This is a genomic window from Streptomyces sp. NPDC040405 (assembly GCF_055595765.1).
This window is the reverse complement of record NZ_JBVIVI010000005.1, coordinates 519,027-530,609: the sequence shown is the minus strand read 5'-3', so window position 1 is coordinate 530,609 and position 11,583 is coordinate 519,027. Positions and strand designations below refer to the sequence as shown.

Sequence of the window (11,583 nt, the reverse complement as noted above, 5' to 3'; positions counted from 1 at the left end):
CGCCCACCGGAACACCGCACCGCCGCCCGGCACTCCGGCGCCTTCGCCGGTACGGGCACAACCTCGCTCATTCCCCCACCCCGCCCTCGGCCACATCGGCGCCCAGCCGCCCGCCCCGGCTCTCGGCGACCCGCAACGCATCGCGCAGCGCCTCGGACAGGCGCTTGACCAGGAACCGCAGCTCCCTGACACCAACCCGCCGATCTTCGAGCATCACGCCCACATGCCCGAGGAGTTCGGCCCCCGCGTTGAGCTGCACGGCCTCCATCTCGTCGGCGAGCCCCGAAGCGGTGCCGGTCACCACTCGCCGTGACGGACAGGGCCCGGCCCCATGGGTTCAAGGGGCGGCAGGGATGCGTCAGACTGGTGTTCCGTGACCCTTCATCCCGCCTCCGCGCGCGTCGTCCTGCTCACCGGGCCCTCCGGCTCGGGAAAGTCGTCCCTCGCGGCCCGTACCGGGCTGCCCGTGCTGAATCTCGACGACTTCTACAAGGAGGGGGACGACCCGACGCTCCCACAGCTCGCCGGAGGTGAAGGGGCCGACTGGGACTCGCCGTTGTCGTGGGACGCGGACGCGGCGGTGGCGGCGGTCGAGGCGTTGTGCCGGACCTCGCGGACGACCGTGCCGGTGTACGACATCGCCTCCAGCTCGCGGGTGGGGGCGGAGCCGATGGACATCGGGCGGGCGGCGGTGTTCGTGGCGGAGGGGATCTTCGCGGCGGACATCATCGACCGGTGCCGGGCGCTGGGGGTGCTGGCGGACGCGATCTGTCTGCGGGGGCGGCCCTCGACGACGTTCCGGCGGCGGCTGGCGCGCGATCTGCGGGAGGGGCGCAAGTCGGCGCCGTATCTGGTGCGCAGGGGCTGGCGGCTGATGCGCTCGGAGCGCGGCATCGTGGAGCGGCAGACGGCGCTGGGCGCGCACGCGTGCGGGCGGGACGAGGCACTGGAGCGGATAGCGGCGGCCACGGCGAGTCGACGCCACGAGAGTGTACGGACCTGAGCAGCACGAACCGCATTCCGCGGAATTCATGCCCGTGGAACGACGGCTTTCACGCGATGCGAAAAGACGGGGCGCCACGGAATCGCGGCGCCCCGCCGGGGTATTCAGCCCACGGCCGGAAAAGGGCCGCCGGAAGGGGCTGTTTACCAGGGGTACATGACGACCCAGCTGCCTTCCTGGACGCACTTGAAGCCGCTCAGCTGACCGGCCTGCGCCGCCTTGTTGCCCAGGGTCTGGCACTCGAGGTAGGAGTGCGTGTAGTGCGGGAGGAGACGGGTCTCGGCGGAGGCCGTGCCCGCCGTCGCGAGGGGCAGGGCAACGGCGGCCGTGGCAACCGCGGCTACGGCGAGTGCCTTTACGCGCATGGCCTTCTTCATAGGACTCTCCAGTCGAGTATGGAAATACACGATCTGTCACTTCGCCCCCGCACGACCGGAATTCCTGGCGGCAGGGGCGATGAATGGGAGAGTATCAATGCGCAAGCACCGACCGGCCCTTACCGGCGCCACACTAGGGAAAGACCAAAGAAACGCCCCGCCCAGGGAACCCGAATCTCTGGGCACACTCACGCGCTGCGCGCCGCGCGGGCCAGGAGGGTGATCGCGGTGGCGTTGAGGATGGCCGCCGCCGTGACCAGGCCGAAGTAGGAGCCCTCGGTGCCCTCCGGGAGGAGGACGAAGAGCAGGCTGGCCGGTGCCGTGAACAGGGCGGGGACGACCGCCGCGAACGAGGCGTCGTCGTACGGGAAGAAGCTCGCGTCCGCCCAGGCCCAGGCCAGCAGGGCGAGGACCACGGCGAGGTAGCCGCGGGACAGCCAGTCGCCCGCGACCACATCGAGGACGCGTCGTGGAACGTCGCGTGTTTTCATGTGGATCAGCCTGCCGAAACGGGCGATACGGGGCATGAGTATCCGTACTCAAACCCCGCCGTACGACCGCACACGAGAAAGGGCCCGGACAGGCCCCCCCGGCCGTCCGGACCCGCTCTCCCCCCACTGGGATCCCCCGATCCCGTTTTCCCCGATTTTCCCCTGTTCCCCGTTTTCCCCCGTTTCCCTCTGTTCCCCGTTTCCCCGTGCTCCCGGCGCTCCCCCGAGCGCCGGCCCCCGTTTTCCCCTTGCCCTCAGGCGACGAGTTCGCCGAAGGACTCTTCCTCGTCACGGCCGAAGCTGAGGACGTCGTCCTCGCGCATCCGGCGCAGCGAGCGCCAGATACTGCTCTTGACCGTGCCGACACTTATGTTCAGTATGTCCGCGATCTCCGGGTCCGTCCGGCCCTCGTAGTACCGCAGCACCAGCATCGTGCGCTGCAGTTCGGGGAGCCGGGCCAGGGCCTGCCAGAGCACGGCGCGCAGTTCGGTGCCGCGCATCGCGTCCTGGTCGCCCGCCGTCTCCGGCAGCTCCTCCGTCGGGTACTCGTTGAGCTTGCGCCGACGCCAGGCGCTGATGTGCAGGTTCGTCATGGTGCGGCGCAGATAGCCGCCGACCGCGGCCTTGTCGCTGATCCGGTCCCAGGCGCGGTAGGTCGAGAACAGCGCGCTCTGCAGCAGGTCCTCGGCCTCGAACCGGTCGCCGGTCAGGTGGTAGGCGGTTGCGTACAGGGAGGCGCGGCGCTCCTGGACGTAGGCGGTGAATTCCGCCTCCGCCCCGCTCTGCGCGCGCCGCTCCCCCTCTGCCTCCCTGTACGAGCTGCCCCCGTTGCTTCCCCCGTGGTCCCCCCCGGGACCCCCGTTTTCCCCGTTCCCCCCGGGGCCCTCCCCGGCCCCCGGCTTCGCGTCAATGGCCACCATGTACGGCGGCCGCTGACGCCCGGTGCCGCGAGCGCACCCCCGCCCGCTCACGGCACCGGACTTCTCTCCGCTCCGGACGGCGTCGTGGAGACGCGTGCGAATGACTGCGCTGTTGTGGGTGAAGTGCAGTGTGCTCATGTCGCGCCCCCCGTCGGTGGAGCCTGCTCGGTCGTCTGCTGGCTGCCCGGCCGCTCGTTCCGGCCGGTGCACAGAAGACTTTGCCGAACCAGTTTCATGGCGCTGTCTGCCGACTGTCACAGGCTCGTCACAGGGGATCAAGCTTGTACACCCCCGACGGTCGAACTACAGGCCCCTTGTAGGCCAGAATGACCAACGTGCCTTTCCTGTTGCTGATCGAGGACGACGACGCCATCCGCACGGCCCTTGAACTCTCCCTGTCCCGCCAGGGCCACCGTGTGGCGACGGCGGCGACGGGCGAGGATGGCCTGAAGCTGCTGCGCGAGCAGCGGCCGGACCTGATCGTGCTGGATGTGATGCTGCCCGGGATCGACGGCTTCGAGGTGTGCCGCCGTATCCGCCGTACCGACCAGTTGCCGATCATTTTGCTGACGGCACGCAACGACGACATCGACGTGGTCGTGGGGCTGGAGTCCGGTGCGGACGACTATGTGGTGAAGCCCGTGCAGGGACGGGTGCTGGACGCCCGTATCCGGGCGGTGCTGCGCCGGGGCGAGCGGGAGGCGAACGACGCGGCGTCGTTCGGCAGCCTGGTGATCGACCGGGCGGCCATGACGGTGACCAAGAACGGTGAGGATCTTCAGCTCACCCCCACCGAGCTGCGGCTGCTGCTGGAGCTGAGCCGGCGGCCGGGGCAGGCGCTGTCGCGGCAGCAGCTGCTGCGGCTGGTGTGGGAACACGACTATCTGGGTGACTCCCGGCTGGTGGACGCGTGCGTCCAGCGGCTGCGCGCCAAAGTGGAGGATGTGCCGTCGTCGCCGACGCTGATCCGGACGGTGCGTGGGGTCGGGTACCGGTTGGACGTACCGGCGTGAGAGACGCGGTGGCGTCCGGTGCGCGCTGGTGGGGCGGAGACGTACGGAATTGAGCGGTGTGAGCGAGGAGCGCGGCCGGGCGCGGGGCTGGGCCGCGGGGATTCTGCGGTGGCTCAGCCTGAGGCTGCGGCTGATGCTCGTGTTCGGTCTGGTCGCGCTTGCGGCCGCGGTGTCCGCGTCGGCGATCGCGTACTGGCTGAACCGTGACGCGGTGCTGACGCGCACGCAGGACGCGGCGCTGGACGAGTTCCGCAAGTCGCTGAAGGACGACACCGACCCGCTGCCCGCCACGCCGACCTGCCCAGAGCTGCAGGACGCCGCGGACCGCATGGCGGACAACACCCAGAAGTACGAGGTGCTGCTGGTCACCCGGACCCGGGGCAGCGGCGGCTGCACGGCGGCCTCCGAGTCGGACCTGTTCACCATGAAGTCCGTGCCGCGGGTGCTGCGGCGCGCGGTGGACGAGCGGCGCTCGGCCGAGGGGTCGCGCTCCGCCCCGTACCACCTCTACTGGCAGCGGATCACGCTGGACGGCACGCCGTACCTGGTGGGCGGGGCCAAGGTGAACGGGGGCGGGCCGACCGGCTACATGCTCAAGTCCCTGGACACCGAGCGCCAGGACCTGAACTCGCTCGCCTGGTCGCTGGGCATCGCCACCGCCCTGGCGCTGGTCGGCTCCGCGCTGCTCGCGCAGGCGGCCGCGGCCACCGTGCTGCGGCCGGTGCAGCGGCTGGGCGAGGCGGCGAACCGGCTGGGCGAGGGGCATCTGGACACCCGGCTGCAGGTCTCGGGCTCGGACGAGCTGGCCAATCTGTCGCACACCTTCAACCGGGCCGCGGAGCGGCTGCAGAAGCGGGTGGACGAGCTGAGCGCGCGGGAGGCTTCCAGCCGTCGCTTCGTCGCGGACATGTCGCATGAGCTGCGGACCCCGCTCACCGCGATCACGGCTGTCAGCGAGGTGCTGGAGGAAGAGGCCGACTCGCTCGACCCGATGATCGCCCCGGCGGTGCAGCTGGTGGTCAGCGAGACCCGGCGGCTGAACGACCTGGTGGAGAACCTGATGGAGGTGACCCGCTTCGACGCGGGCACGGCCCGGCTGGTGCTCGACGACGTCGACGTCGCGGACCAGGTGACGGCGTGCATCGACGCGCGCGCCTGGCTGGACGCGGTGGAGCTGGACGCGGCGCGCGGGATCATGTCCCGGCTGGACCCGCGGCGGCTGGACGTCATCCTGGCGAACCTCATCGGGAACGCGCTCAAGCACGGCGGCTCCCCGGTGCGGGTGTCGGTGCTGCCGGAGGGCGAGGATCTGCTGATCAAGGTGCGGGACCACGGTCCGGGAATCCCGGAGGACGTGCTGCCGCATGTCTTCGACCGCTTCTACAAGGCGAGCGCCTCCCGGCCCCGCTCGGAGGGCAGCGGGCTGGGGCTGTCGATCGCGATGGAGAACGCGCACATCCACGGCGGCGACATCAGCGCCGCGAACTCTCCGGAGGGCGGCGCCGTCTTCACGCTGCGGCTGCCCATGGACGCCTCGCGCCTCGCCTCGATCGAGGACCGGAAGCGCGAGAAGGAGCGGAAGGGCGACGGCCCGGACGGTCCCCGTACGAGCGATGAGGGCCGTACGAACGAAGGGGGCGCGCCATGAGCCCGCGAGCGACCCGGCGGCGGCCGGCCGCCCTGCTGCTGACCGTCGTGGCCGCGCTGCTGGCAGCCGGGTGCGGCATACGCGGCACCTCGGTGCCGGTGGACGCCGGGGCCGCGCCGTCGCGCGCGTCGTGCCAGGCGCCGGAGACGGGCCGGGCCGCCACGGGGGCGGGCCGGGTCTCCGTACGGATCTATCTGCTGTGCACCTCGCGGCTGCTGTCGGTGGACCGGAACGCGCAGCTCTCGGAGAAGAAGGCGCCGATCGAGCGGGTGGAGGCGGCCCGGGCGCTGCTGGAGCAGCTGCGGCAGCCGCCCTCGGCGGCCGAGTCCTCGGCCGGGTTCTCCACCGCGGTGGAGGACTGGATCACGGTCTCCGGCCCTGCGCGGGGCGATCCGGACGACGCGTTGCGGCTGAACCAGCCGCCGGAGGAGCTGCCGCCCCACGCGCTCGCGCAGATCATCTGCACCTTCGCGGGCTCGGCGGCGGCGGACGAGGACCACAAGGTGGTGCTCGGCGGTCCGGACAGTGACCGGGACCCGCTGAAGCGGTACGAGTGCACCGAGGAGATGCGGAGCCGTCCGGAGGCCGCGGTGACCTCGGGGGTACTGGTGTCCTGACGGACGGAGGACCGGTGCACTGACGGAACGGACGGAAGACCAGGTGGCCCGCGGACTGACCGATTCCCTGCGGTTCGCCGCCCGTTCCCGGCCCGTTTCCCGTGACGATCCGGTGACCGACCAGTCGGTAACCCGTTACTGACCAGCGAGGTGGCGCGCGGAACCGGGACCCGGGCCGGTCGCGTCCTGAGATACGTGCAGGGTCGTTTCGGCCGTCGGGCCGCCTTCCGCTACCGCGCCGCGGGTTTCGTACTCCTCGTCGCCCACCTTGCGTTCGTCTGCTGGCTGACCCTGCGCCCGCTGACCGTGCCGTGGGTGACGGCGGAGACCCTGGAACCACTGGGCGCCATCCGCGCCGATCTGGCGCTCACCCCGTGGGCCGCGGCCCGTTCGATCGGCGGGGGGCTGCTGCTGCTCGCGCCGTTGGGGGTGCTGCTGCCGCTGGCCGGGGGCCGGGTGGACGCGTACCCCTTCGCCTCGTTCGCCCGGACGACCTTCACCGGGGCGATGACGGCCATGGCGATCGCGCTGCTGCGCAGCGAGGTGACCGGCCAGATCGTGAGCGTGGACGCGCTGCTGCTGAACACCGTCGGGGTCGCGCTCGCGCATCTGCTGGTGGTACCCGCCGTACGGACCCTGCTCCGCCGCCGGGCGGACCGGGCCCGGGTCGCCGCCCTCCCCCGGGAGGAGGGCGCCCGGACGGTGACCCCGACGATGACCAGGGTCGGCCTCGCACCGTGGGGCGACGCCTCGTCCGGCTCGCGCACCTAGCGTGGAGGTATCAGCTCGGGCAAGACGCACCGAGACGGTACGAACCCGATACGCCGAGGAGCCGCCATCATGGCCGCCGCACTGGTACGCCCCCGCAACGAAAAGATGATCGCCGGTGTCTGCGCCGGGCTGGCCCGCCGGTTCGGGACGACCCCGACCACGATGCGGGTGATCTTCCTGGTCTCCTGTCTGCTGCCGGGCCCGCAGTTCCTGCTCTACATCGCGCTGTGGATCCTCCTACCCGCGGAGGACTCCTACCGCGAGGCCTGGTGATCCCGCCAGTCTGATCCCGGCAGTCCGCCGGTGACGACGCGGCCGGGCCGCGCACCCTGGGCGGGTGTGCGGCCCGGCCGCGGGTGCCGGACGGAGGATCAGCCCAGCCGCATGATGCCGTTGGTGGGCAGGCTGCCCTTGAGTCCGCCGAGTCCGCCGAGCCCGCCCAGCAGGCCCTGGGGAGCGTCGGGCTGGGTGGGCCGGGGGGCGGCGGGGCGGCCCTTGGCGGGGGCGGCCTGGCCGGGGAGCTGCTGCGGGGCGGAGACGCCCGGGCCGAGGCCGGAGGCACCGGAGCCGTGCGGGCCCGGGGCGCTGGCCGCGGACGCGACACCGCCTCCGGCCACGAGGGCGGCAGCACCGAGGGCCATCACGCCGATGGTCTTGAGGGTTCCCTGCTTCATCAGAAATCTGTCCTTGCAGACGAGGGGCTTGACCGATACGGAAACGTAGCCCTGATTTTCGGACGCCCGCAAACAGGGAAAAACGGCAGCGGAACGACCCGCGAACCCTTTCCCCGGACTTTTCTTCCGTCCGTACGATCAGCTGCCCTCGACCATAGATCCCCTGGTCACAGCGGTGGTCGAGCCCACCTGCCGGAACAGCCATTCGGACTTCAATTCAGCATACCCAGGCTTGATCACGTCACTGATCATCGCCAGACGTTCACCGAAAGGAATGAAGGCCGACTTCATCGCATTAACGGTGAACCACTGCATGTCGTCCAGCGTGTAGTGGAACGTCGAGACCAGGTGCTGGAATTCGGCGCTCATGCTCGTGCCGCTCATCAGACGATTATCCGTATTCACGGTGGCCCGGAAATGCAGGCGGCGCAGCAGCCCGATGGGGTGGTCGGCGTACGAAGTGGCCGCACCCGTCTGGAGGTTGGAGGTCGGGCACAGCTCCAGCGGGATGCGCTTGTCCCGGACGTACGACGCGAGGCGGCCCAGCGTGATGGAGCCGTCGTCGGCGACCTCGATGTCGTCGATGATGCGCACCCCGTGGCCCAGCCGGTCGGCGCCGCACCACTGGAGCGCCTGCCAGATGGAGGGCAGCCCGAACGCCTCGCCCGCGTGGATCGTGAAGTGGTTGTTCTCCCGCTTCAAATATTCGAAGGCGTCGAGGTGGCGGGTGGGCGGGAAGCCCGCCTCGGCGCCCGCGATGTCGAAGCCGACGACGCCCAGGTCGCGGTAGCGGTTGGCGAGTTCGGCGATCTCCAGGGCGCGGGCCGCGTGGCGCATCGCGGTGAGGAGGGCGCCGACGCGGATCCGGTGACCGTTGTCGTGGGCCCGCCGCTCCCCCAGCCGGAAGCCCTCGTTCACCGCCTCGACCACCTGTTCCAGGGTGAGCCCCTGGGTGAGGTGCTGCTCGGGGGCGTAGCGGATCTCGGCGTAGACGACGCCGTCCTCGGCCAGGTCCTCGACGCATTCGGCGGCGACCCGGACCAGGGCGTCCCGGGTCTGCATGACGGCGCAGGTGTGGGCGAAGGTCTCCAGGTACCGCTCCAGCGAGCCGGAGTCGGCCGCCTCGCGGAACCAGAGGCCGAGCTTGTCCGGTTCGCTCTCCGGCAGCGCCTCGTATCCGGTCTCCCGGGCGAGGTCGAGGACCGTGCCGGGGCGCAGCCCACCGTCGAGGTGGTCGTGCAGCAGCACCTTGGGGGCACGGCGGATCTGTTCGGGGGTGGGGTGGTGGGTGTGCTCGCTCGTCATCTGCGCACCATAGCCCCTACGCGCGTAGATGGTCGCGGATAGATACGGAACAGTGACCCGCACGGGTAGTGGACTCCACCCCCCGTTCTGCGATCGTTTTGCCATGGCTCAGCAAGCGTTGCCCGAACGGGGCGCCCGGCTGGGGCGGCCGATGGGCGCGGCCGCCTCGCGGAGGACCGTGCACGGTGTGGTGTTGCTGCTTCCGGGCGGCGATCCGGACGGCGGCACCCGGCGGCCCACCCGGATGTCCGCCGCCGCCGTGCTGCCGCTGGCCCGGCGGCTGGTCCGGGCGGGACAGGAGGAGGGTCTCGCCGCCCATGTCGTGCACTACCGCTGCCGCGGCTGGAACGGGCCCGACGCCGCCGCGGCCGCCGACGCCGAATGGGCCACCCAGGAGGTCGTACGGCGCTACGGCGACGTCCCGGTGTGCCTCGCGGGCCACGGCATGGGCGCCCGCGCCGCGCTGCGCGCCGCCGGGCATCCCGCCGTCGCCTCGGTGGTGGCCCTGGCGCCCTGGCTCCCGGAGTCGGACGCGCTGGAGTCCGACGAACCGGTCAAGCACCTGGTGGGACGGCAGGTGCTGATCGCGCACGGTACGAACGACGAGCGCGTCGACCCCGAGCTGTCGTACCGGCTCGCCGAGCGGGCCAAGAAGGTCAACCGCGATGTGTGCCGCTTCGAGGTGCACAGCGACGGGCACGGGCTGCACCAGCACCGCTCCGAGGTCCAGGCGCTGGCCATCGACTTCCTCCTCGGCTCCCTCTTCGCCACCGGCTACTCCCGCCCGGTGGCCGACGCCCTGGCCGCGCCGCCCCCGCTGGGGCTGCGCATGCCGCTGGCGGCGGGGTTCGGCTCCACGCTGCGGCGCTGAGCGGCGGCGCGCGGTACCCGAGTTGCGGGCGCCCGTGGGCGGGGTGACGGTGGATGAGGGGGCGCCCACGAGGCGACCGTAGGACGACCGCCCCGCCTCGGGCGACGGCATAGCACCGGTACGCGGCACAGCCGCTCCGTCATTCCTGGCGTCCGACACTCCGCGCATCGGCGCATGCCCCCGAGCCGGGGAAGCAGCGCTGAGGAAGCGGAGGATCCCCATGACGAACGGACCCATGGGCAGGCCGCCCAATGGCGAACATCCCGAGCGGGCCGATGTGCCGCTCATGCCGCATGCCACCGAGTACACCGGCCGCTATGTGGTGCTGCTCGACCAGCGGGAGACGGAACGCGGACTGGACGCGCTGCGCTCGTCGGCGGGGATCGCGTCCGTCGAGCGCGTCCGGGGTACGGAGGCCGCCGGCGCCGCCGAACTGCTCCAACGCCCCGACGTGTCGGTGCTGTTCGACGAACTCGGCGCCGCCGTCGTCGAAGTGCAGCCCGACCAGCGGCACACGCTGGTGACCGCGGCGCAGAGCGAGCCCTCCATCATCGCGGCCGAGCCCGAACGGATGGTGTACGCCTCGGTGATCACCGAGCCGCAGCGGACGCTGACCGGGTTCTTCCCGACCTACCGCAGCGACGAGGACGAGGTCGACCGGCACACCCGGGCCGAACTCGCCGCCGCGCTGGGCCCGGCCTGGGACGAGCAGAGCGTCACCTGGGGCCTCCAGGCGATCCGGGCGAACTTCTCCACCCTGACCGGGCGCGGGGTGAAGGTCGCCGTCCTGGACACCGGAGTGGCCACCCAACACCCGGACCTGGCGGGATGCCTGGAGGAGACGGCTTCCTTCATACCCGGCGCGAGCGTGGAGGACGGCAATGGCCACGGCACCCACTGCATCGGCACCGTCGCCGGTCCCGCGAAGCCCGAACACGCGCCCCGTTACGGAGTGGCGGGCGAAGCGCGGATCCTGGCCGGCAAGGTGCTGAACGATCGCGGCACCGGCACCGACGGGCAGATCCTGGCGGGCATCGCCTGGGCCGTCGCGCACGGCGCCCGGGTGATCTCCATGTCGCTGGGGGCGCCGGTCGCCCCCGGGGAGCTGTTCCCGCAGACGTACGAGAACGTGTTCCGGCGCGCGCTTCACCGCGATCCGGGCACGGTCACCATCGCCGCGGCGGGCAACGAGAGCCGACGGCCGGGGTTCGTGGCCGCCGTCGGCCGGCCCGCCAACTGCCCCTCCGCTCTGGCGGTGGCCGCGCTCGGCAAGGAACTGGCGACGGCCTTCTTCTCGTGCGGCGCGATCAACGGCGAGGGCGGCGAGGTGAACATCGCGGCACCCGGCGTCGATGTGTTCTCGGCCGCGCCGGACGGCTCGTACCAGACGCTGAGCGGCACGAGCATGGCCACCCCGCACGCCGCCGGGGTGCTCGCGCTGATCGCCCAGGCACATCCGGAGTCCTCGACGGCCGGCCTGCGGGCCCGGCTGCTCTCCGGGGCGTACCCGCTGCCGCTCCCCGCCACGGACGTCGGCGCGGGCCTGCTGCAGGCGCCGTGACGGGTTCCGTGAGCGGCCCCGTGAACGACGCGTCGGAACCGGTCGGGGTGATCGTCTCGGTCGACCCCGACCGGTTCGGGGAGGTGGTGCGGGCCGCCCGCGCGGCCGGTCTCGCGGTCACCGGCGAACAGCCCCTGCTCGGCTCGCTGTCCGGCACCATCGCCGAGGAGCGGATCCCGATGCTGGAGGCGGTGGAGGGCGTGGAGGCCGTCGACCGGGAGCGCATCGTACGGCTCCCGCCACCGGACTCGCCGCTCCAGTGAGCCGTGACAGCCCGGGCCGGTGGGCGGCCCGGGCTGTCACGGCGGTTACTTCGGATCGGCGGTTACTTC

General features: G+C 71.7%; 15 protein-coding genes. 9 read left to right on the top strand and 6 right to left on the bottom strand.

The genetic code is table 11. From position 1 onward, the window contains the following. Nucleotides 1-67 precede the first annotated feature (67 nt). Complete coding sequence (locus tag ACZ59A_RS23685) at nucleotides 68-301, bottom strand: hypothetical protein (protein WP_470961419.1); 234 nt, start codon at nucleotides 299-301, stop codon at nucleotides 68-70. A 30-nt stretch (nucleotides 302-331) separates the two neighbouring features. On the opposite strand from ACZ59A_RS23685, the gene ACZ59A_RS23680 reads away from it, so the two are divergent. Beyond that, entirely contained in the window at nucleotides 332-1,003 is a 672-nt protein-coding gene (locus tag ACZ59A_RS23680) for an ATP-binding protein (protein WP_470961416.1), read from the top strand. Between the two features lie 143 nt (nucleotides 1,004-1,146). Here the strand turns inward: ACZ59A_RS23680 and ACZ59A_RS23675 are convergent, their stop codons facing one another. From ACZ59A_RS23675 to ACZ59A_RS23665, 3 genes are all read right to left on the bottom strand, one after another. Next, nucleotides 1,147-1,368, bottom strand: coding sequence for a hypothetical protein (locus ACZ59A_RS23675; RefSeq protein ID WP_470961413.1), 222 nt, complete (start codon nucleotides 1,366-1,368; stop codon nucleotides 1,147-1,149). A 200-nt stretch (nucleotides 1,369-1,568) separates the two neighbouring features. Beyond that, entirely contained in the window at nucleotides 1,569-1,871 is a 303-nt protein-coding gene (locus ACZ59A_RS23670; RefSeq protein ID WP_470961410.1) for an SCO4225 family membrane protein, read from the bottom strand. Between the two features lie 254 nt (nucleotides 1,872-2,125). Continuing rightward, nucleotides 2,126-2,929: a SigE family RNA polymerase sigma factor gene (locus ACZ59A_RS23665; RefSeq protein WP_470961406.1), complete on the bottom strand. Its 804-nt coding sequence runs from the start codon at nucleotides 2,927-2,929 to the stop codon at nucleotides 2,126-2,128. A 197-nt stretch (nucleotides 2,930-3,126) separates the two neighbouring features. Here ACZ59A_RS23665 and afsQ1 point away from each other — a divergent pair, with 197 nt between their 5' ends. From afsQ1 to ACZ59A_RS23640, 5 genes are all read left to right on the top strand, one after another. Next, nucleotides 3,127-3,804 carry a two-component system response regulator AfsQ1 gene (afsQ1, locus tag ACZ59A_RS23660; RefSeq protein WP_468056477.1) on the top strand — a complete coding sequence of 226 codons (678 nt, stop codon included), beginning with the start codon at nucleotides 3,127-3,129 and terminating at the stop codon, nucleotides 3,802-3,804. 133 nt (nucleotides 3,805-3,937) lie between these two features. Then, the gene (locus ACZ59A_RS23655; RefSeq protein WP_470961829.1) at nucleotides 3,938-5,452 is read left to right on the top strand and encodes an ATP-binding protein; all 1,515 of its coding nucleotides are present in this window, start codon (nucleotides 3,938-3,940) and stop codon (nucleotides 5,450-5,452) included. After that, a complete protein-coding gene (locus ACZ59A_RS23650; RefSeq protein WP_470961403.1) occupies nucleotides 5,449-6,069 on the top strand; it encodes a hypothetical protein in 621 nt (206 codons plus the stop codon). Before ACZ59A_RS23655 ends, ACZ59A_RS23650 begins: the two co-directional genes overlap by 4 nt. Before the next feature lie 195 nt (nucleotides 6,070-6,264). After that, nucleotides 6,265-6,840, top strand: coding sequence for a VanZ family protein (locus ACZ59A_RS23645; RefSeq protein ID WP_470961400.1), 576 nt, complete (start codon nucleotides 6,265-6,267; stop codon nucleotides 6,838-6,840). Nucleotides 6,841-6,909: 69 nt separating this feature from the next. Further along, nucleotides 6,910-7,113 (top strand): PspC domain-containing protein, encoded by a 204-nt coding sequence (locus tag ACZ59A_RS23640; RefSeq protein ID WP_468056482.1) that lies wholly within the window; start codon nucleotides 6,910-6,912, stop codon nucleotides 7,111-7,113. Between the two features lie 98 nt (nucleotides 7,114-7,211). On the opposite strand, the gene ACZ59A_RS23635 is transcribed toward ACZ59A_RS23640, so the two are convergent. After that, complete coding sequence (locus ACZ59A_RS23635) at nucleotides 7,212-7,514, bottom strand: ATP-binding protein (RefSeq protein WP_468056483.1); 303 nt, start codon at nucleotides 7,512-7,514, stop codon at nucleotides 7,212-7,214. Between the two features lie 138 nt (nucleotides 7,515-7,652). Continuing rightward, nucleotides 7,653-8,819 carry an adenosine deaminase gene (locus tag ACZ59A_RS23630; protein ID WP_470961397.1) on the bottom strand — a complete coding sequence of 389 codons (1,167 nt, stop codon included), beginning with the start codon at nucleotides 8,817-8,819 and terminating at the stop codon, nucleotides 7,653-7,655. A 103-nt stretch (nucleotides 8,820-8,922) separates the two neighbouring features. On the opposite strand from ACZ59A_RS23630, the gene ACZ59A_RS23625 reads away from it, so the two are divergent. From ACZ59A_RS23625 to ACZ59A_RS23615, 3 genes are all read left to right on the top strand, one after another. Then, nucleotides 8,923-9,690, top strand: a complete 768-nt coding sequence (locus ACZ59A_RS23625; RefSeq protein WP_468056487.1) for an alpha/beta hydrolase — start codon at nucleotides 8,923-8,925, stop codon at nucleotides 9,688-9,690. 220 nt (nucleotides 9,691-9,910) lie between these two features. Further along, the gene (locus ACZ59A_RS23620) at nucleotides 9,911-11,251 is read left to right on the top strand and encodes a S8 family peptidase (RefSeq protein ID WP_470961394.1); all 1,341 of its coding nucleotides are present in this window, start codon (nucleotides 9,911-9,913) and stop codon (nucleotides 11,249-11,251) included. A gap of 20 nt (nucleotides 11,252-11,271) precedes the next feature. Beyond that, the gene (locus ACZ59A_RS23615; protein ID WP_470961391.1) at nucleotides 11,272-11,514 is read left to right on the top strand and encodes a hypothetical protein; all 243 of its coding nucleotides are present in this window, start codon (nucleotides 11,272-11,274) and stop codon (nucleotides 11,512-11,514) included. Nucleotides 11,515-11,583: the final 69 nt, after the last annotated feature.